We start from the raw sequence: 21,326 nt of genomic DNA on the forward strand, positions 1-21,326 counted from the left end.
TTATTTCTTTCTTTCTGTAGTAAAAGTTACTAATTGTTTCAGTCCTTCTTTATATACATTGTCCGGGAATTTCGCTAAGAGATCAAATGCCTCTTGTTGAAATTGCATCATCTTTGTTGTCGCATATTCCAGCCCCCCACTACTTCGTACAAATTGAATTACCTCATCGACTTTCTCGTTATTTTCGTTGTGGTTTTTGACCAAATTAATAATTCTTCGCTTTTCTGAATTTGACGTATGCGCTAATGCGTAGATCAAAGGTAAGGTCATCTTCTTTTCTTTGATGTCATTACCTACTGGCTTACCTACATCATCCAATCCAAAATCAAACAAATCATCTTTTATCTGAAAAGCCAATCCGACTTTTTCTCCAAATAATCGCATCAGTTCTATCGTTTCGGTGTCGGCTTTAGCTGATGAAGCTCCAGATGCACAGCAAGAGGCAATTAATGAAGCCGTCTTTTTGCGAATTATCTCATAATAGATATCTTCCTTGATATCCAGTTTACGTGCTTTTTCAATTTGTAAGAGTTCGCCTTCACTCATTTGTTCAACAGCTTCAGAGACGATTTTCAACAGGTCATGCTCATTGTTATGAACCGATAGTAGGAGACCTTTGGATAGAAGAAAATCTCCAACAAGGACAGCGACTTTATTTTTCCATAAGGCATTGATGGAGAAAAAACCTCGCCTTTCATTGGCGTTGTCAACGACATCATCATGTACAAGTGAGGCGGTGTGAAGAAGCTCTACCAAAGATGCTCCACGGTAGGTGGATTCTGTAATCTGGCCACATAGACCAGCCGTAAAAAATACAAACATAGGGCGCATTTGCTTTCCCTTTTGTTTGTATAAATACTGTGTTATAATATCTAAAAGTGGAACAGAACTTTGCATGGACTGCTTAAACTTCGATTCGAATGTCGAAAGCTCTGTTGCAATGGGGCGTTGTATCTCCTTTAAACTAAGCATGAATGATGGTAAATACCAATTAGCGTCTATTTATACGCAATAAAGATAACAAAAATCCATTAGATAGATTCTACCGATTCTTCTAATTTAGTGTACCATTCCATGCCATACTCTCGAATAAGGGGATCTTTTAAAAATTTGTAGACAGGCACCTGGAGTTCTTTTCCAAAGCTACAGGCATCTTTACAGATATGCCATCTGTCGTAGTGTAAGACATCGAACTGGGGGTAGTGGGTCGTACGTATTGGATACAAATGACAAGAAATAGGTTTCTTCCAGTCTATTTCGCCTAATTCATAGGCTTTTTCTATGGCGCATTTCGTAATTCCATTTTCCCAAGTAACGTATGCACACTCCTTATTGCCATCTACGCAAGGAGTGGTTAGATCTCCATCACTATCGATTACATGCGTTCCTTGTTCTTCCACCGCTAGAATGCCTTTCTCAGTCATATAAGGCTTAATCTTGGGATAAATCTCTTGCAACACAGCTTTTTCGGATTCGCGCAGTGGAGCTCCAGCATCTCCCTCTACACAACAAATACCTTTACATTTTGATAGATTACAAACAAAATCATTACTTAACAAGTCCTCATGGACTAAAACATTATCAACCTCAATCACGATTTTACTTATTTTGAATAACTTACTTTTTTTCCCAATTCATACTTCAGCCCTTCAGCTTTTGTCAACTCCATGGTGACAGAACCTATTAAAATCTCCACCTGAGCTTTTACCGGTATACGATTGCCATCGTTGGTAACCCAAAGATACAATTTACTGTCTTTTTTAAAGATACGTCCAGGTTTGATTTCTGGACTCAGTTTAATACAATCTAAGGTTCCTAAACTCGTCTTGATTTTTTCTGTGCCTACATAAGCTACTTTTAGCTCTGCAATTTCATCATTCAAAAAGTAAGTTATTTTAAATGAGTCTCCTGTTTTCAACGAGGAGAGATCTAGGTTACGTGAAAAATAGTAAGCAGACAGCAAATCAAATATCTGTGATGTTTTTCCCTTAAAGGTGCCCTTTGCTCCTTTAACAGTTGAGTTTCGATGATCAAATGTAGCATACTCTTTACGGGTATAATTATTCTCATGGATATCTTCTGTATATAGATAAGGTTGGTAGGTATTTCCGTCTATATAAGAATCATATTTGTTTTTAACCGTATAAAATATAGAGAATCCGGATGAAGTCTGTCCAAATGCATTGAGGTGAAAAGTATTTTTATTACTGAATTGTAGTTGAGACTTATTCACTGATAGTACACCGTTGGCAGCCGATATGATTCCATATCTGAGTTTGTAGGAAAGTTTTTCACCTTCTTTAAATGTCGGTTCTTTCAGGTATGGAAGAGATTGGGCAAAGCTCCAGGTGAAGCTAATAAACAAAGCAAGTAATGTACAGTAGACTCTTTTCATATATGTTCAACTTGTTTTTAACGGGCACTGACTTATATTAGGTGTTTCCGAGGGGCTATCTGCTATGCGTTTATCCGAATGCAGTATCCTCATTAATATACCTAAGACTCTCCAAAACTACAGAGGGTTTAATTTTTTCGCTTAAATACGGGAACAGTAGAACAGGGCTCACCATACATAATGCTTTTTGCTACTTCACTAAGCTTATGTGTAAAGGACACAAACGCACTTTCTGGAACATAGATGTCTCCACACCCCTTGACTACGATACGTTGATCCACATAGACTGTATAATCTATTGATTGGATTGCATCGGAAAATAAATTCCGGACAACCTCTTCCTTCGTGCCAAAATTTATCGTTTTTGCGAAGGGGCTGAACTTATTGGCTAGAATCATATAAGCCCAAGTCGGGACTATAGCATCTGTCGAGCAAGTAATCGCAATATGCTTGTCTTGATATTGAGACCAGTCATGTTGTTTTACGAAATCTCTGAAATCTTTTTCTTTAAGTATCAGGCCATGAAATAAATTGTCCTTGATGTCATACACCAAGATATCGTCTTCTATAGGGGCATATTCTGCTAGATCAATAGTAATCAGACCACTTTGTGCAACTTTATTGACTATGTTCTCTTGAATATCCATGTGATAAAAATATAAAAAAAGCCGGACATGTGATAATGCCCGGCTGTAAAATTAATTATAATATCTTAATAAAATCTAATTCGATTGTCATCAATCTTGGCATTATCCTGTAACGCTTTAAAGACTGATCCCCAAGAACGTTGTTGCTTGGACGTCAATATTTGTTTTTGTTGGTTTTTACGTTCTGTATCTACCATTTCTTTAGGATTTACAAAGCTATCCACCTGTACCGCATATATTCCTTGTGTTCCTTCTATCGATTTAGAAGGTTTGTTGGGTTGCAGTCCGAATACAGTACCGACAACTGCACTTTCTAAAGATACACCAGGTATTACCGGATTCGCTAATACGATGTTTTCTACCGCTATTGCCGGTTTTCCAACCTTTTGAGCTACTTGATCTATAGATGCCGCGCCTTGGAGAGCATTATTCATTTTTTCCTTCAACATACGTGCTTTCACTAGGTTTTTGACTCCTAACTCGATATCTCCTTTCACCGCTTCCAGTGACTGAATTCCTTTAGGATTTACACCAGCTACTTTTGCTACGATAAAACTATTTTCGGTTTCATAAATCTTATCAGACACATCACCTTTCTTAGCTTCAAATACCCATCGTATCAGTTCTCTAGACGCTTCAGCACCGTTGAGTGAATTGTCCATAGGTTGTACACGTGTTGCCTTTTGCAAGTTTAAATTTTCTTTTTTTGCTGTTTCTGCAAAATTAGCACCATTAGCAGCTGTAAAGAAAGAGCTCGCTTTAGCGTAGGCGGCATCAGTCGTTTCTTTTCCGGCTGTGATTACTTTGTCTAATATTGCTGCTTTTACGATTTTAGAGTTTCCGATTTGCTTTTCAATTTTCAGAATATGTACTCCGAATTGTGATTCTACAACGACAACATCTCCGGTTTTACCATTGAAGGCTGCTTCCTCAAATGGACCAACCATCTGTCCCCTTGTAAATGTACCCAAGTCTCCACCATTGGCTTTGCTACCTGGATCTTGGCTGAATTCAACTGCTAAAGAAGAAAAACTTTCGCCCTTTGCTAGCAATCCTTTAATAGAATCTGCTTTTACTTTCGCTTTTGAAACACCACCTTCTGCTGCAACATTCAATAGGATGTGACTTGCTTTTACTGAATCAGGGCTGAATTTAGAGTCGATTATTTTTGCAATCTCATAAGCACCATTCGCTAGGAAGGGGCCTACAGTAACTCCTTTTGCAGCATTAAATATAATTGAATCCAAAGCAGGGCTAACCTGACCTTTTCGGTAATAAGTAACAGGATACTTGTTGTCAGAACTACTCACTACAAATAGGGAATCGTTTGTAGAAGCGATCAACTCTTCTTTTAGCGTTTGAATTGCTGTCAGTGTCGCTGAAGAGTCTTTGGCTGTAGGACTTGCATCGAATAAAACGTATTCAATAGCACGAGTCTCTTCTGGGTTCTTAAATGCATTTTTATGCTTGTCGTAATACTCTTTGTAATCAGCGTCTGTTAATTTGATGTCAGCTTCATTGACAGAAGAGTAGTCAAGTAATATATATTTGAAGTTTGCTAATTTGTTTTTAGCAGTATATTCGTCTTGCGCTTCCAATGCCGTAACGTATACGGTATTGCTCAGTAAGTTCGCGTATTTTTCGGTCAGTCTTTGCGAACGTACGTTTTCAAGGAGTAATTCCCATTGTTGAGCTACTTGTGCATTACCTCCTTTGGCTTCATTTATAACTTGGCTCAGGTAGTTCCGATCAAACTGACCAGTTTCAGGGTTGGTAAAAGTTTGCATGATCTGAGGCGATGGATTCGGACCTGTTATAAGGTCGTTTAGTTCCTTTTTGCCTACCGACAGACCTAGCTTTTCAACTTCAGTAGCTATCAACTCTTTGGAGATAAATTGATTCCAAACCTGTTGTACGGCGAAGGTTTTTATCTGAGGAGTTTCAGCACCGCCCATTTGTTGTTGATACATTGCCGTAGTTTGTTCTACCTGCGCATTGAAATCGAGGTAGTCAACAGAATTTCCGTTTACACTACCGACCTCATTTTGCTTTTTGGCCCAAAATGGCGTTCCGGACTGAATGATGTCCCCCAATAAAAATGCAACAATTGCTAAACCGATTATGAATATTACCAATCCGGCTCGGTTACGCAAATTACCCATTAATCCCATATTCTCGTATTGTATTTATGTGTTCTTTAGTTATTTAATTGAGTTTTGTTAAAACAAGGCGCAAGATACAACTTTTATAAAAAAAAAGTGTAAATTTTTATAATGTTAATAAAAGTTATTTAAAGCTTTATAACCATCGCCAAATTAATTACCAAACGAAGGCAGCTGGCTATTACCTGAAGAGATATAGAAACCAGTCATATTTTGACCGTTTATGTTTTTAAAGTCTGTATCAGAAGTGAAAGAAGTCGCCTGTAGGTTGCCTCTAGCATCTTTGAATTCGAAAGAAATAGGTACATCGTTGTAATAGATTTTCTTTTTCTCATCGTAATATAACTCTTCGGTTTTGATAATGGAGCCGTCAGACATATTTACAACTACATTTTTCTTGAACTCTGTAATTCCATCCAAAACCCGCTGTTTGCCGTAGTCAGACCGAATACGTTGGCTTTCCTTCCCTTCGGAATCGTAAAATATGATTTGGAGCCCTTTTTGAAATTCGTAATTACTGTTCTTATTACCCGTAGTATCATGATATACCCGCATTTCGGGGCCTGTGAGTTGTGCTTTTACAATAGCAGAATCGCTCACGATTATCTTGACGTCTTTCGATATATCTACAGCCTCTTCTTGCTGAATATTTTCGATTTTACTGACTTCACGTAAATCATTTTCGCAGCTGTAAAGCAAGAAACCCCCTATTGCAATACAAAGCGATAGGGGGGGCTGGATTAATATTTTTGTAGAGCATGTATTCATGCTAATCATAACTTCTTCTTCTGAACCAAGTGTCATTCAATGTAAAGCCAAGGTTTAGGTTGATATATCGCTCGCGTACTAAATTATTGGATAGCGTGCCTCTTTGTCCGAACTCTGCAGAGATATTGATCCGAGAGAAGGTCAGTCCAAAATTTGTTTCTGGTAGCGGCAAGCCTAGTCCCACTGTAACTGCCATATCATCGATGTTCTGATTGTTGTATTGGAGTGGAGTCTGGTCGTATCGGAAGCCCAGTCTATAATCTACGATGTTCCAATACCTAAACGATGTCGGGTCCGGTTTGATTTGTCCTCCAACTGCAAAACCATAGTTTTTTCCAAGTGCAGGTTCGCCTGCGCGTGTCTGAAAATAGCTCCAATCAGCGTATTTAAAATCAGCACCAACCATCCAATTATAACCCTTGGAAAGTGTAAAACCAACGGTGTGTTTTAACGGGAGATTTACTTTTCGAGACAGGCCTGTTACGCTAGATACTGTATCTAGCGGTATGTTCTGATAGTCTGGATCAGAGGATGGTTCTGTTCTTTTAATGAAAGATGTGGTTTTGCTTGTTATGGTATTGTTGAGTGAACCCATATATCCGATAGTTAGGTTCAATTTCCTACTTATCGCTTTGGAGTACTGTACACCATAGTCTAATGTCGCTCCACGAATAAGTCTTGTCTCATTGTAACGAGCATTTAGCATGTTTGGATTTTGCGGAAAACTGACTAAGTCTATGTCTGTTAGTTCGCCAAAAAGAAAACCAACATTAGCTCCGACACTTACTCCTTTAAATGGAGAAACGCCGTAGCCCAAAAAAGCTTTGTTTATTCCACCCTCACCTTTGGACGAGATATTATAGGTCAAATCACCTTCTTTTCTTCTGCTGGTCTGATTGTAGCCTACGTCAGAGTAGGGCATAAGTCCAAATGCAAAACCACCGAAACGCTGAGACAATGGAATACCTATCGCTAGGTGTGAGAATGCAAAATCTGCAGTATTATCTTTGACCCCCGTACGACTTAGTTCGGTGGCATTACCATATAATCCAGCTTCTAAAATTGTTCTTGAAAATGCAGAGTAACTTGCAGGATTTCCCATGTTCAAGATAGGAAGACCAGACTGATAACGTATTGCACTGGATATTCCTCCCATGGCACGGGTCTGTGGAAGAAGATCCTCTCGCATTTGTCCTAGGCCGAATTTCGAATAAGGAGAATGTGAGGTTGTAGTCTGGGCATTCGCTTGGATATTTGCCAGCAAAAGACCTGTAGCAACTACAAGCTGTAAAGCCTTTTTGGCACTCAAAACATTGAATTGTTTATACATATATTTTTATAATCTCCGCGCTTCGGACGTCTTTTTGTGTTATCTCGATAGGCCAATAACGAACTGGCATGTTTTAAATTATCCATTAGCGTGTTCTACTAGTGGATAATTTCGTTACAAAACTATTTAAATTTTGCTGAATCCTTTGCCTCATTTTGTTAAAAAAGGTTAAACGATTGCTTGTCAGTTTTTTACATAAATTGAAAGTATATTATTGTTATCATAATAATGATGTAAAGGCTCTCATAGACCCACTTACTTTTTGCAAATGAAAAATAGTAAGCCAAATAGATGGCTAGGGGTGGGGCGCAAAGCAGAAAGTGATTGATATTGATTTTTTCGTTTAGATAGAAGGATCCTGCGATCAATAATAACATGTAGAAAAGCAACTGAAAAGATTTTCGTATATGTACGATACTTCTGAAGTATTGATCTCGGAGTACTGCCAGAAAAAGTAAAAGTGCTATTGCAATGGGGACTACAACGAGATAGTCTTGAAAATCTACACGAATCGTATGTGTCAGCGAATTTGTAAATGGCGTGAATATAGCTTTGAACTCGTCAAACCTGTCTAGCCAGTAATAGGCTACGCCAAGTAGGAAATAAACAATTGAAAATCCCAGGATAGGTGTGATCCACTCTCGCCAAATAAACGGTCTGAATATTATTAAGGCGATCCATAATAATAGAAACATGACGATAAAGGGAAAATATACTAGACTACCTAAAGCGACAATCATTCCTAAATCAAACATAAGTCCCTTTACATCTGCTTGCTTATAGATGGCGAATAGTTTGCTCATCATCCAGATGGTGATGAAGTTACAGATTAAGGTGGGGGATAGTACCAAGAATGGTAAAAAGAGACTGACCAGAGTCATAAACAGCAATGCCGTCAGAAAATTTGGTTTACCCAAAAAATTAAAATGATTTACTACTTTGTTGAGCAGTAAAGCTTGCAGCAGTGTTAATGTCAATGTCAACAAGACATTCGCTGCAGGAGTAAGGCCTGCGCCGATCTCGATACCGAAAAGATTGTTGGCAGCAGGTTCAAGAAGTACTGGCCTTAAATCTTGTGGCCGATGGATAAACACGCCCAAACACAAAAAAGTACCGATAATCGATATGAATAGTATATTGATTGGTGTAAACTTTCTGTGTTGTCTGATGATCATAGTAGACTATGTTTATGAATTTCTCTTCTCCAATTTGGTGACTTTTCTGTCAATGGTGAATAAGTAAACAAATACCCCGACTACTATAGTTAACAGTACCAGTACGACAACCCATATTTTACCCGAGCTTCGTAACCCCTCGGCCATTTCGATGTCAGACGATTGTGCATAAGAGACTAACGTTGTTAAGAAGGTTAAGAGCGTTAATAAACTGATTTTTTTCATGCGTAAATAATTTTTTCTTTAAAGGTCGTGCGGAATATCCAGATTTTATGATCCTTTATTGCCAGATCCTGTTTCTTACCCGTCGCTAATGCTAAACAGTATAAGAATGGCGTCCTTATATATTGTTAATATTCTGTTTAAAATTAATCAATTTGGTTCGCTTTGCGCTCCAGCAATCTAACCCTGTAACGTAGGGTGCAGATCCATACACCAGTTAGTATCCAGCCGATAACTGCAGAATAGAAAATAGGACGCATATTGTGATCCATGTCCAGATCTCCAAAAGTAGAATTTCCTCCACTGCCTGGGTGCAAAGAGTCTGTCATCTTTGGTAAAATATACATGAGCACAATCATAATCGGAAAGGCAAAGATATTGTACACAGCAGATATTTTAGCGCGTTTCTGTTCTTCTTCCAGGGTGTTGCGTAAGACAAGATAAGCTAGATACATCAGTGTAGCGATTGCAGAACCATTTGTTTTTGAATCGCTAGGCCAAGCTTCTCCCCAGGTAATATTGGCCCATTGCATTCCTGTCAGTAGCCCCAGGAAACAGAATATCACACCCGTGTTTACTGCCTCGACAGCGATGATATCATGCTTTGGATTACCATTATTAAGATACTTGATGCTATATACGACAGAGATAGTATAGAGTGTAAACATAGCAAACCACATCGGAACATGAAAGTAGACATTCCTTATCGTTTCGTGGAGAAGAAATAATTTGGGAACGGGGCCCATAAATCCAGCGACAACAGAAGCACTAACTAAACATGCTGCTAATATTTTCCACCAGTTTTTTTTCATTTTCTATGTGTTGTTTTAATCCCTCCAAAGGTAAGGAAATAACAACAAAGAAATAGTAACAGTTATGACATTAATTGCTATAAGGACACCAATTTCATTGTAGCTTTCAGCTCTGTTTAGCCCCTGTAAGGCATTTTGAGAAAGCGTTATCAAGACAATCAATAATGGGATGATGATTGGAAACGCTAAGACAGCCATCATTGTGCTGTTATTGCCTGTTTTAGCACTGATACCCGATACCATCGTAAATACTGTCGCAAAACTAACAGCTCCTAGAAAAACAGCTATAAAGTAAAATAGAGGGTCTCCCACGGGATTTTTAAAAACTAAGGAGTAGATCAGGTATGCGATGGCAGATAAAGCTGTCATCAGTATGATATTGTATATGATTTTAGAAAGTATTATAGCTTTGGGGCTTGCGATAGAGTAATAGTAAAGCTGTCTATACTGGCTTTCTTGAATGAAAGATCGGCTTATCGCATTTATAGAAGCAAAAAGGAGTATAATCCAAAATAAAGCGTTCCAAATTAAGGTATCTACTGATTTAAATGCCTGGTAGCAAACAAATACAGTAGATACCACGTATAGTAAGATGCCGTTGACGGCATGTTTAGAACGCCACTCTAAGGTAAGATCTTTATTGACTAAAGTTTTGATTTGCTGCAAAAGACTCATGTATGGCAAAGATACACAATTTGCAGTGTCTAGCATTTACTTTTGGAAATTAAGCCTTTGAGATTTCTGATTTTGCTTTTTCAGCTAAATCTTCGGTTTTATGGGCTATTTTGTCTGTGGCATCAGAAGCTTTTCCTGCCCAGTCTGATGCTTTTTCCGATACTTTATTTAGCACATCTCTGCCTGCGTCTTTTGCTTTCGATTTCCATTCACGCAAGTCCTCCTTAGCTTCCTTAGCAAGACGCGAAGCTCTCTTTGCTTCTTTCTTTGAAAGATCCTTAAGTGATTTCGTTAAATCTTTGATTCCGTCATTGGCTTTGTTCAATGTTTTCTTGCCATCCTCAGTACCCAATAAATAATAAGCAGCAGTTCCAACCGCCAATCCTAACAATGCAAATGCAACTAATCCGTTCCTATTTTTCATCTTTATAAATTTTGTTTGTTTTCCGACTTGTTATCTATCTATAAACAAGCATCGTTCCAAAAAGTTTTCTGGGCGAATGGATTAACAAATTTTAACCCCAAGCAATATGATTCTTCTTTAACTGATGCTTTTTTGGGTGGATTGAAGTGTGTACAGATGATGGTATAATCCGGAACCTTTTGCGAGGAGTTCTTCATGGTTGCCAAAATCAGCTACTCGCCCTTCGTCAATCACAAGGATACTGTCCGCATTTTTTATGGTAGACAGACGGTGGGCAATAATAATCGAGGTACGGTTTTTCATGAGCTCTTCTAGCGCTTCCTGAACTAGTCGTTCTGATTCGGAATCTAACGACGAAGTAGCTTCGTCCAATATTAAAATCGAAGGATCTTTTAGTAGTGCTCGTGCTATAGCGATACGCTGACGCTGCCCTCCGGATAGTTTTACCCCTCTTTCACCGACCATCGTATCATAGCCATCCGGGAACCCCATGATAAAATCGTGTGCATTAGCACGCTTGGCGGCCTCGATAATGCTTTCCGCATTAGCATCCAGTCTGCCGTAATTTATATTCTCCCGTATTGTACCCCCAAAGAGTAAGACGTCTTGTGGTACGATAGCTACTTGATTTCGTATATCAGTGATTGCAAAGCTAGTGGCAGGCATTTCATCATAGCGAATTTCGCCCGAAGAAGGTTGGTAGAATTGAAGGGTTAAAGATGCTATAGTGGATTTTCCGGCTCCGCTAGGGCCCACTATTGCTATTTTTTGCCCAGCATCTGCCGTAAACGAGATGTCATTTAATATAGTGCTCTCTAGCCGTGAAGGATAAGAAAAGCTGACCTTGTCAAAAGTCAGTTTACCCATGATATGCCTTTTGATGTTTTTATCTTCTTCGGAGACCTGGATATCCTCAGTTTTTTCGTTAAGAATCTCGATTACTCGCTCGCTCGCTCCTAAAGCCCGTTGTAAGCCTGCGTACAATTCGGGAAAACTTCCCATAGAGCCGGCTACGAACATCGAATATAGAATGTAGGTAGTCAGGTCTCCAACAGAGATCTCACCTATAGACACTAGAGAAGCTCCATACCATATGACAGCAATCACGGCTCCAAATATGCAAAAGATGATAAAGGAGGCGAATAAACCTCGGTAGGTGGCTCCCTTGATAGCAAGGCTGACCGCATTCTCCAACTTTTTATTGTAGCGTTGTGATTCATAGTATTCGTTTACAAAAGCTTTGACGTTGGATATTCCGAGTAAGGTTTCCTGTACGATACTGTTAGAGTCTGCAAGCTGATCCTGGGTCTGACGTGAGAGCGTACGGATAAATCGACCGAAGAAAATCGCAGCAACAATCAAAATAGGCAATATGCAGAGGTTCATCAAAGCGAGCTTTGGAGATACTATAATTAATAGAAAAACACTGATAATCAAACTTATGCTTTGTCGTATAATTTCTGCCAATGTCGTAGTCAATGTGTCCTGAATCTGCGATAAGTCGGCAGAGAGCCTGCTGTTCAGTTCGCCAACTCGGCGATTCGCGAAAAAATCCATTGGAAGCGTGATGAGTTTCAGATAAGATTCTCTACGGATGCTAGCCAGTGATTTTTCTGCTATCTCTACAAACAGGCGAATCCGGAAGAACGAGGTAATCGATAGGAAGAGTAAGATGCTGATTGATAATGCTCCGATGAATAAAACATCGGACTGCAGCCAAGGGTAGGTTTGTTTGCCTTGTGCCGCGTCTATCATAGCTCCAAGTAAGGCTGGGAGAGTAAGCATCGTTAGACTGGACATAATCAAAAAGATCATTCCTATGATGAACTTACCTTTGTAAGGTTTCAAATAAGACAAAAGCTGAGCTGCCTTTTTTAGTAGTTCTTTGTTTAATTTGGGCTTAGGTAAATCATCGGAATGCGAATCGCCACTGTTCAATCTTGGTCTAGCCATTATTTTTGTAATCTTAAAGCTTTTTGTTCCAACGGACAAATGTAGTGATATAAAGTAGTCGCCTTATCAAACTTTCGTCAAATTTTTTGACCGACGACGTTTGTATAAAAAAAATAAAACGCCACTGAGAAATAAGATTACAAATATGACATAGCGATATTTATTGTCCGTATGGTCTTCTTCCTCTAATGCTTGAATCGTATTTCTCAGTTTTTCGTTTTCAGCCTGTAGTTTGGAAATAGTTTTCATATAGGCGGTTACCTGTTGGTCGTATTCCTTGGCCAAGGCATGAAAACGATCAGCCTCACTGTCTTTCAAGTCTAAAAGCTTGCGTGTTTCGAGAAAGATGGCATTGTCATTTATTACTACAGACTTCAATATGTCGATTGATTTCTGCATATCACTTTTGGTCTTGAACAATCCGAAAATGCCTGTTTTTTGCTCTAGCGAGTTTGTGTAGTCACCGAATCGCTTGCTTCGTTGATCTAGTAAGACATTGACCCGCTGTCGTTGAGTTTCAAAAGAAATCGAATCCTGATTCTGTTGGACAAGAGCCTTCGCAGGGATACAGCTACATAGTAATAGGTATAAGAACCAGGCATATGTCTTTATCATAATATTTTAGTTTATTAGTCCAAAAACTCAACCATGATGGTTTCGTCAGGGTATAAACCCAATAAATTACTGGCATGCCCTTTATTGATCGCTATCTCCAGATAGTCAGAAATTCCGAATAGACACAGTTTCTCCCCTTCGGATACTTCGTTATAGTGCCAGCTCATTTTGTTTATGGTTTCGTTTCGTTTAAAATGAAGAACAAAATTTCTTCCTTTTTGAACTTGATTGAACAAATCCTTGCTGATATTGGAGATGACATTGCCAAAAGAATCTATATACGACACATGTCCTTTAATAAAGCTGTTTTCTATTATGGGCAGTAGTGTTACTTTTTGTAAGGGAGTATCGATAGCTGAGCCGAGATCCTCAATAGGATTTCCCTCGGCGATATGGCAGGTGGCTTTGACGAGAATATCCGCTAACGGGAAGTGCAAAAATCGAAGGTCTTGCATCATCTCGATTTCAAAGAGCTGTTCTGCTTTTTTTTCACCAAGAATAATACTGAATATGCCATTATCCGCACCAACAAAATAATGCCCCTCAAACTTCATGGCTATGTAGCGACAGCCTTCTTGAAAAACAGTGTCTATACCGATGAGGTGTACTGTCCCCTTAGGGAAATAATGATAGGCATTCTGGAGGATAAATGCGGCGTGCTGTATGTTGAAAGAGGGAATCTCATGTGTGATGTCTATTAAACGTACATTGGGCAACAATGATATTATGCTCCCTTTCAATGCCGCCTGATAAAAATCGCGGTAACCTAAATCTGTTGTTAATGTTATTACTCCCATATTCACAGCCCGTTGTCCTAAAAACGCGCCCTAAAACTGTTGTTTTCTAAAAAAAAGTAAAGACAAAGTTAGTAAAACTAGTGCTCATAAAGGCCTTTCGGATTTAAAATAATGAATATTTTTCACATTCGATACATGTAAAAATATTAGTTTGTATTTTTGGTTATAATTTTCTTAGATAAGAATGTTTTTACATTATACAAATTGAAAATCTTATCTATATTTATCTAGGGAGATGTCCATGTCGATATAAGCTATAGGCTTTCTGACATCGATAGGGTAGTTATCCCTCTGGTAATAAAATAGACATGCATTAACGTCTGATTCTAATAGGTTGAAAAAACAAGTCATACTGTACACGATATTTAAACTAAAAACCACAATAATTTGAGCGAATTAATCATCAATTTGGACAATGTTAATTTGGTCTCTCTATGGGGAGCTCAAAATGAGAATTTTGAATCTATTAAAAATAGATTTCCAAAGTTGCGTTTGATAGCAAGGGGGACGGAACTTAAGGTGTTGGGAGAAGAGGTGGAACAGCGTTTGTTTGAATCCGTGTTTTCCCCTGTTATTGATCATGTCATTAAGTACAATGCTTTGGGGGCACTGGAACTGGAAGAGCTGTTGGGGATTCCACCAAGAGAGAAGAGTTTGGGCGATAAAGAAAAGCAGGAGGAAAGCCAGTCGGCAGGACTTAAAGGCGAGCCCATTGTGTATGGTCCTAACGGGTTGATTGTTCGTGCGCGTACTCCAAACCAGCGAAGAATGGTGGATAGCATCGACAAGAATGATATTTTGTTTGCTGTAGGGCCAGCTGGGACCGGTAAAACCTATACCGCTGTTGCGTTGGCTGTAAGAGCGTTGCGTAATAAAGAAATCAAACGCATCATTTTAACAAGACCTGCTGTAGAAGCTGGAGAGAATTTGGGTTTTTTACCTGGAGATCTTAAAGAGAAGGTAGATCCCTACTTGAGACCCCTTTACGATGCATTGGATGATATGATCCCAGCTGAAAAGTTAAAAGGTTATTTAGAAAACCGAACCATTGAGGTTGCACCGTTGGCTTTTATGCGGGGGCGTACGTTGGACAATTGCTTTGTGATTTTGGATGAAGCGCAGAATGCGACTGATATGCAACTTAAGATGTTTTTGACCCGTATGGGGCCAACCGCTAAATTCATTGTTACGGGAGATCTTACGCAGATTGACCTTCCGAAAAAATCACAGTCAGGATTGGCAACGGCAATTAAAATATTGGACAATATTAGCGGTATTGATATTGTGTATCTTACGGGGAGTGATGTTGTCAGGCATAAGCTGGTAAAACGTATCTTGGAAGCTTACGGAGATTTGAATACAAATAATTAATTAAATATACGCTACGGCGATTTACTACGATGAGTGCAATAAAAGAAACCCATTTTAATTTTAATAAACAGACAGGTTTTTACAAGGGTAAAGTACGGGATGTCTATACAATCGACAACAACTATTTAGTGATGGTAGCGTCTGATCGTATTTCTGCATTTGACGTAGTGCTTCCTCGAGCTATTCCCTTTAAGGGGCAGGTTTTGAATCAGATTGCTGCCAAGTTTTTGAAAGCAACGGTTGATATCTTGCCTAATTGGGTTATCACTGTTCCAGATCCTTCGGTAACTATTGGGCAGGCCTGCGACCCGTTTAAGGTGGAAATGGTGGTTCGTGGTTATCTTTCCGGCCATGCTTGGCGGACTTATCGTGATGGTGGGCGCGAACTCTGTGGGGAAATTCTCCCTGAAGGGCTGAGGGAGAACGATAAACTGCCAAAAGCTATCATTACTCCAACTACAAAGGCTGCTGTGGGACATGATATGGATATCTCCAAAGCCGAAATTCTGGCGCAGGGAATTGTAAGTGTCGAGGATTATGAACAATTGGAAAGCTATGCACATGCACTTTATCAACGTGGAGTAGAAATGGCTGGAGAGAGAGGTCTTATTTTAGCTGATACGAAGTATGAATTTGGGAAGAGAGATGGAAAGATCTATCTTATAGATGAGATTCATACGCCCGATTCTTCGCGCTATTTTTATGCTGAAGGGTACGAAGAGCGTCAGGCAAATGGTGAGCCTCAAAAGCAGCTTTCGAAAGAATTCGTTCGTCAATGGCTGATCGAAAATGGGTTCCAAGGTAAAGAGGGACAACAGGTGCCTGAAATGACGGACGAGATTGTTGATTCGATCTCTGCACGGTATATCGAACTTTATGAGTATATTACCGGAGAACGGTTTCATTATGATGTCGAAGAAGATGTTTTGGCGCGCGTCGAACGCAATGTGAGTGCGGCTTTGGAGAAACTATAAAAGAGGATAAAGATATGCGTTATACTATTGATAAGCATGAGCGATATGTTGTTATCGAGCCGCTTATTTCTACATTGGATGCAGCGGCAGCGGCATTCTTAAAGGGAGAATTCATGCTTCGTAATACATCGGGGCAACGTAATATTGTGTTGGACCTTTCTCAAGTTCAGGATATCTGCGAAGAAGGGGTGCGTATGGGCTTGTTGGCAGATCGACTGTGTCAGGGCGCTGACGGGATGTTCATTATCACGGGATTGACCCCTTCCGTAAAACATATATTGAAAGTTGCACACCTCGATGGTTTTTTTACGATTGTTAGAAATCTAAGCGAAGCAGAAGATCTTATATTCGGGAATGAGATTCAGCGGGATTTGATCGGGGGTAAATAAGATATGCGGTTTGAAATCTTAGTCCTGGGCAATAGCTCAGCTACCCCTATCTATGACCGACATCCTACTGCGCAGATTCTAAATTTCAATGAGCAACTGTTTTTGATCGATTGCGGAGAGGGGACACAGATGCAATTGCATCGTTACGGGATTAAGAGCAATAAAATATCCCGGATATTTATTAGCCATCTCCATGGTGACCATTATTTGGGATTGGTAGGTTTACTTTCCTCTATGAATTTGACAGGCCGTATGTCAGAGTTACATCTGCATGGGCCAGCTCCGCTTTTAGAAATTCTCAACCTGCAGTTTAAGCACTCGGATACTACGCTGAGATATAATTTGATTTTTCATCCCACCAATCCGGACGAGGAGGAAGTAATTATGAAATCGCAGATGTTGACAGTGCGGTCATTTCCATTGCTACATCGCGTGCCTACTACCGGTTTTCGATTTGATGAAGGGGCTAGGGCAGCATCTTTAATCTCGGAAAAGATAGAAGGGATGAATATTCCGACTGTTTTCTTTCAACAGTTAAAAAAAGGTATGGACTGCACGGATTTAGATGGTACCGTGTATCGTGCCACAGAGCTGACCAAACCCGCGCCACCATCTCGAAGTTATGCTTACTGTTCGGATACAAGGGCGTTTGCAACGTATATAGACGCAATATACGGCGTAGATCTTTTGTATCATGAAACCACTTTTGAACACAGTCTTTTAGACAGAGCAGTGGAGACCCTCCATAGTACCAGTTTAGAGGCAGCTCAGGTCGCTTTACAAGCTGGCGTAAAGAGACTCCTAATGGGGCATTATTCAGCGCGTTATAAAGATTTGACCCCTCTTTTGGAGGAGGCAAAAGCCGTATTTGATGAAAGTGTCCTTTCTTTTGAGGGGAATTGGTATAAAGTTTAGTGATTCTCTAAATTTTTAACCATCTTTACACCTCAATTTTAATGGACAAACAATATGTCTTTCAACTTAGATAACCTACTAAGGGACAATATCAAAAAACTAGTCCCTTATTCCTCCGCAAGAGATGAATTTAAAGGAGAAGCGTCTGTATTATTAGATGCTAATGAAAATGCTTTTGGTTCACCATTGGATCATCATTACAACCGCTATCCGGATCCTTTGCAGCATCAAGTGAAAGAAAAGCTGGCAACAATTAAAGGCGTGCCAGCAGACCATATTTTTTTAGGCAACGGAAGTGACGAAGCGATCGACATCTTGTACAGGGCTTTTTGCAAGCCTGGCGTTGATAATGTGATTTTAGTACCACCTACTTACGGTATGTATGAGGTGTCTGCCAATATCAATGATGTACAGATACGTAAAGTCAATCTTACTGCCGATTACCAGTTGGATTTGGACGGTATCGCTGAGGCATTGGACATGCATACTAAGATGATCTTTATTTGTTCACCCAATAATCCGACCGGTAACAGTATAGACCGCAAAGATATCGAAACGATCCTGACACATTTCAAAGGATTAGTTGTTATTGATGAGGCTTATATCAATTTCTCGAAGCAGCGCTCCTTTACGCAGGAATTGACCGAGTATCCCAACCTGGTTATTCTTCAAACGTTGTCCAAAGCGTGGGGTCTAGCTGCATTGCGTTTAGGAATGGCCTTTGCCAGCAAAGCCATTATTCAGGTATTCAATAAGATAAAACCTCCTTATAACATTAATCAAGCGACTCAAGATTTGGTGTTGAAAGCGCTGGAGAATGTGGATACAGTCAATAGTTGGATCCAACAGACTGTCGCAGAAAGGGAGTTGTTGATACAAGAACTTTCTGCTATAGCGCAGATTGCTCATATTACCCCATCTGATGCCAATTTTATCCTGGCTAAGTTGGAAGAACCACGAGAATTGTACAATTTTCTAGTCAATCAGGGCATCATCGTACGAGATCGTTCCAAGGTAGAACTATGTGAGGGCTGTCTACGTATTACGGTAGGTACCACCGAAGATAATAGAAAACTGATCGAGGCTATTAAACAATTTTACAGCTAAATTAATTATGAAAGATAATATAAAGAGAGTTTTGTTTATTGATAGGGATGGAACACTTATTCTTGAACCTGAAGACGAACAGATTGACTCTTTTGCAAAATTGAAATTTTATCCAGGCGCTTTGCAGTATCTGCCACGTATTGCCCGGGAATTGGATTTTGAACTGATCTTGGTGTCCAATCAAGATGGTCTAGGGACAGCATCACATCCCGAAGAGAATTTTTGGCCAGTACATAACTTTGTTGTGGATACTTTTCAGGCCGAAGGTGTCATTTTTGCAAAAGAACATATCGATAAGACTTTCCCGGATGAAAATGCGCCAACCCGTAAACCGGGGATAGGTATGCTATCGGAATATTTTGATGAGACCAAGTACAACCTTGCTGAATCTTTCGTAATCGGCGATCGTGTCAATGACGTAAAGCTGGCGCAGAATCTAGGTGCAAAAGCGATTTGGTTACGTAATAATGATGAGTTGGGTAAGGCTGAACACGTCGAAATTACTAGCGATTGCGTGGCACTGGAAACTTCTGACTGGAAAGCTGTTTATGAGTTTTTGAAACTGAATACGAGGGTAGGAGAACATCACAGAAAGACGAATGAAACGGATATTTATATCAAAGTCAATCTAGATGGTTCAGGAAAAGCAGACATCGACACAGGGTTGCCATTTTTTGATCATATGCTGGATCAGATTGCAAGGCATGGTGCTGTTGATCTGACAGTACACGCTAAAGGGGATCTTCATATTGACGAACATCATACGATCGAAGATACTGGAATAGCATTGGGCGAGGTGTTTTTGAAAGTTCTAGGTGATAAACGTGGCATCGAGCGCTATGCCTATACGTTGCCTATGGACGATTGTTTGGCACAGGTGGCTTTGGATTTTGGCGGACGCAATTGGATTGTATGGGATGCCGAGTTTAAAAGAGAGAAAATCGGAGATATGCCTACAGAGATGTTCTTTCATTTCTTCAAATCATTTTCGGATGCTGCCAAAGCTAACTTAAATATCAAGGCAGAAGGCGATAATGAACATCATAAAATAGAAGCTATTTTTAAAGCCTTCGCGAAGGCTATTAAAAAGGCTGTACGAAGGGATGCCGAAAATATGCAGTTGCCAAGTACAAAAGGGGTGTTGTAGGGATGATAGGTATAGTTAACTACGGTGCAGGAAATATTTTTTCACTGACTGCAGCATTGGATCGGATCCAGGTCGAGTACGGTATGATTAATCATAAAGAAGACTTTGATCGGTATGATCGGATCATAATTCCTGGAGTAGGGCATGCGGGAGCAGCTATGCGCAAGCTTGAAGAGACGGGGCTGGTAGATACGATTTTATCGTTGAAGAAACCTGTGCTCGGCATATGCGTCGGAATGCAGTTATTGACTTCTTATTCCGAAGAGGGAGATGCTAAATTGCTGTCCATTTTTCCCTTGAAGACTTTGCACTTTAAAAACCGAATTTCACTCAAGACGCCACATATGGGATGGAATAATGTCAAAGTAACAGCTGGTTGTCCCTTATTTACCGATATTCCGGATGACTCCTATTTTTATTTTGTGCATTCCTTCTTTATAGAGCACAGTCCAGTATTCACAGGTGCTACTTGTAATTATGGCCTTGCTTATTCAGCAGCTGTTCAAAAAGATAATTTTTATGGTGTGCAATTTCACCCAGAAAAGTCAGGCGAGTATGGTGAACAGTTATTAATGAATTTTTCTAAAATGTAAATAAAAATTAAAAACCTATTTTTGCTATCTAAAACCTTTAAGGTGAGATCCAGAATAATATCGGTTTTTAAATAATCTTAACTTTTAAATTTTACTTTATCATGTATATCATTCCAGCGATTGATGTTTTAGACAAGAAGGTAGTGCGATTGAGAGAAGGCTCTTATGAAGATGTTACCACCTATGATATTTCATTAGAAGATCAGATCAAAAAATACCATGCCAATGGTACGGAAATGGTACATATCATCGATTTGAACGGTGCTAAGGGAGATTTTTCTAATCAAGAATATCTTTTTGATATCGTCCGCCGTACGGATATGAAAGTACAATACGGAGGAGGTGTGCGTAGTATCGAAAAGGTAAAAGAACTTATCGATGCAGGGGTGTTCCGTGTTATCGTAGGTACACAAGCCATCACTAATCCTTCTTTTCTCGAAGAACTGAGCAAACTGAATGAAGGTCGTGTGAAATATGCCAACCGTATTGTTATCGCTATCGATGTCTTGGACGAGGTGATCAAGTATTCTGGTTGGTTGGAAAGCTCACCGATCAAGCTTATCGAATATATCGATAAATGTCTTGCCTTGGGATTCTTCCGTTTCCTATGTACAGATATATCGAAAGATGGTAAGATGGGGGGAGCCGGAATTGAGCTGTATAAAAAGCTCTTGACACATTCTCCGATTATAAAATTGATCGGTTCGGGAGGAATATCTTCGATGAAAGATCTGGAGAACCTCAATGAATTGGGAGGCTTGGAATCCTGTGTCGTTGGCAAAGCCATCTATGAAAATAAAATCTCTATCGAGGAAATCAAAGATTGGAATTTAAAAACGTTAATTAAGTTTTAAC

23 protein-coding genes are annotated in these 21,326 nt (G+C 39.6%); 8 read left to right on the top strand and 15 right to left on the bottom strand.

All coding sequences use genetic code 11. The features are described from left to right. From M472_RS38635 to M472_RS38700, 15 genes are all read right to left on the bottom strand, one after another. Positions 1 to 972: a polyprenyl synthetase family protein gene (locus M472_RS38635; RefSeq protein ID WP_021071355.1), complete on the bottom strand. Its 972-nt coding sequence runs from the start codon at positions 970 to 972 to the stop codon at positions 1 to 3. Between the two features lie 59 nt (positions 973 to 1,031). Continuing rightward, a complete protein-coding gene (locus M472_RS38640; protein ID WP_021071356.1) occupies positions 1,032 to 1,595 on the bottom strand; it encodes a DUF3109 family protein in 564 nt (187 codons plus the stop codon). An 8-nt stretch (positions 1,596 to 1,603) separates the two neighbouring features. Next, positions 1,604 to 2,395 (bottom strand): DUF3108 domain-containing protein, encoded by a 792-nt coding sequence (locus M472_RS38645; RefSeq protein ID WP_021071357.1) that lies wholly within the window; start codon positions 2,393 to 2,395, stop codon positions 1,604 to 1,606. 128 nt (positions 2,396 to 2,523) lie between these two features. Next, on the bottom strand, positions 2,524 to 3,042 hold the full coding sequence (locus M472_RS38650; RefSeq protein ID WP_021071358.1) for a DUF2480 family protein: 519 nt from the start codon (positions 3,040 to 3,042) through the stop codon (positions 2,524 to 2,526). A 65-nt stretch (positions 3,043 to 3,107) separates the two neighbouring features. Next, positions 3,108 to 5,213 carry a peptidylprolyl isomerase gene (locus M472_RS38655; RefSeq protein WP_021071359.1) on the bottom strand — a complete coding sequence of 702 codons (2,106 nt, stop codon included), beginning with the start codon at positions 5,211 to 5,213 and terminating at the stop codon, positions 3,108 to 3,110. 144 nt (positions 5,214 to 5,357) lie between these two features. Next, positions 5,358 to 5,972 carry an LPS export ABC transporter periplasmic protein LptC gene (lptC, locus tag M472_RS38660; RefSeq protein WP_051146149.1) on the bottom strand — a complete coding sequence of 205 codons (615 nt, stop codon included), beginning with the start codon at positions 5,970 to 5,972 and terminating at the stop codon, positions 5,358 to 5,360. A 1-nt stretch (position 5,973) separates the two neighbouring features. Continuing rightward, complete coding sequence (locus M472_RS38665; protein WP_021071361.1) at positions 5,974 to 7,302, bottom strand: hypothetical protein; 1,329 nt, start codon at positions 7,300 to 7,302, stop codon at positions 5,974 to 5,976. 191 nt (positions 7,303 to 7,493) lie between these two features. Beyond that, positions 7,494 to 8,477, bottom strand: a complete 984-nt coding sequence (locus tag M472_RS38670) for a DUF6427 family protein (RefSeq protein ID WP_021071362.1) — start codon at positions 8,475 to 8,477, stop codon at positions 7,494 to 7,496. Between the two features lie 12 nt (positions 8,478 to 8,489). Next, positions 8,490 to 8,702: a CcmD family protein gene (locus M472_RS45015; protein WP_081643196.1), complete on the bottom strand. Its 213-nt coding sequence runs from the start codon at positions 8,700 to 8,702 to the stop codon at positions 8,490 to 8,492. Between the two features lie 143 nt (positions 8,703 to 8,845). Then, entirely contained in the window at positions 8,846 to 9,511 is a 666-nt protein-coding gene (ccsA, locus tag M472_RS38675) for a cytochrome c biogenesis protein (RefSeq protein ID WP_021071363.1), read from the bottom strand. Positions 9,512 to 9,526: 15 nt separating this feature from the next. After that, positions 9,527 to 10,186, bottom strand: a complete 660-nt coding sequence (locus M472_RS38680) for a heme exporter protein CcmB (protein ID WP_021071364.1) — start codon at positions 10,184 to 10,186, stop codon at positions 9,527 to 9,529. A gap of 49 nt (positions 10,187 to 10,235) precedes the next feature. Then, complete coding sequence (locus M472_RS38685; RefSeq protein WP_021071365.1) at positions 10,236 to 10,610, bottom strand: YtxH domain-containing protein; 375 nt, start codon at positions 10,608 to 10,610, stop codon at positions 10,236 to 10,238. 117 nt (positions 10,611 to 10,727) lie between these two features. Then, positions 10,728 to 12,563: an ABC transporter ATP-binding protein gene (locus M472_RS38690; RefSeq protein ID WP_021071366.1), complete on the bottom strand. Its 1,836-nt coding sequence runs from the start codon at positions 12,561 to 12,563 to the stop codon at positions 10,728 to 10,730. A gap of 66 nt (positions 12,564 to 12,629) precedes the next feature. After that, entirely contained in the window at positions 12,630 to 13,178 is a 549-nt protein-coding gene (locus M472_RS38695; RefSeq protein WP_021071367.1) for a hypothetical protein, read from the bottom strand. A gap of 14 nt (positions 13,179 to 13,192) precedes the next feature. Further along, positions 13,193 to 13,975 carry an SAM hydrolase/SAM-dependent halogenase family protein gene (locus M472_RS38700; RefSeq protein ID WP_021071368.1) on the bottom strand — a complete coding sequence of 261 codons (783 nt, stop codon included), beginning with the start codon at positions 13,973 to 13,975 and terminating at the stop codon, positions 13,193 to 13,195. 387 nt (positions 13,976 to 14,362) lie between these two features. On the opposite strand from M472_RS38700, the gene M472_RS38705 reads away from it, so the two are divergent. The 8 genes from M472_RS38705 (at position 14,363) to M472_RS38740 (ending at position 21,325) form a co-directional block, all read left to right on the top strand. Continuing rightward, the gene (locus M472_RS38705) at positions 14,363 to 15,346 is read left to right on the top strand and encodes a PhoH family protein (RefSeq protein WP_021071369.1); all 984 of its coding nucleotides are present in this window, start codon (positions 14,363 to 14,365) and stop codon (positions 15,344 to 15,346) included. A 29-nt stretch (positions 15,347 to 15,375) separates the two neighbouring features. Next, entirely contained in the window at positions 15,376 to 16,320 is a 945-nt protein-coding gene (locus M472_RS38710; protein WP_021071370.1) for a phosphoribosylaminoimidazolesuccinocarboxamide synthase, read from the top strand. 14 nt (positions 16,321 to 16,334) lie between these two features. After that, complete coding sequence (locus M472_RS38715; RefSeq protein ID WP_021071371.1) at positions 16,335 to 16,709, top strand: STAS domain-containing protein; 375 nt, start codon at positions 16,335 to 16,337, stop codon at positions 16,707 to 16,709. A 3-nt stretch (positions 16,710 to 16,712) separates the two neighbouring features. Next, on the top strand, positions 16,713 to 17,624 hold the full coding sequence (locus tag M472_RS38720; RefSeq protein WP_021071372.1) for a ribonuclease Z: 912 nt from the start codon (positions 16,713 to 16,715) through the stop codon (positions 17,622 to 17,624). Between the two features lie 54 nt (positions 17,625 to 17,678). Next, positions 17,679 to 18,731, top strand: coding sequence for a histidinol-phosphate transaminase (gene hisC, locus M472_RS38725; protein ID WP_021071373.1), 1,053 nt, complete (start codon positions 17,679 to 17,681; stop codon positions 18,729 to 18,731). Positions 18,732 to 18,738: 7 nt separating this feature from the next. Then, positions 18,739 to 19,878, top strand: a complete 1,140-nt coding sequence (gene hisB / locus M472_RS38730; RefSeq protein WP_021071374.1) for a bifunctional histidinol-phosphatase/imidazoleglycerol-phosphate dehydratase HisB — start codon at positions 18,739 to 18,741, stop codon at positions 19,876 to 19,878. 2 nt (positions 19,879 to 19,880) lie between these two features. After that, entirely contained in the window at positions 19,881 to 20,471 is a 591-nt protein-coding gene (hisH, locus tag M472_RS38735; protein WP_021071375.1) for an imidazole glycerol phosphate synthase subunit HisH, read from the top strand. A gap of 101 nt (positions 20,472 to 20,572) precedes the next feature. Further along, positions 20,573 to 21,325 carry a 1-(5-phosphoribosyl)-5-[(5-phosphoribosylamino)methylideneamino]imidazole-4-carboxamide isomerase gene (locus M472_RS38740; RefSeq protein WP_021071376.1) on the top strand — a complete coding sequence of 251 codons (753 nt, stop codon included), beginning with the start codon at positions 20,573 to 20,575 and terminating at the stop codon, positions 21,323 to 21,325. Position 21,326: the final 1 nt, after the last annotated feature.

The sequence above is a fragment of the Sphingobacterium paucimobilis HER1398 genome (genome assembly GCF_000416985.1).
Taxonomy (GTDB): Bacteria; Bacteroidota; Bacteroidia; order Sphingobacteriales; family Sphingobacteriaceae; genus Sphingobacterium; species Sphingobacterium paucimobilis.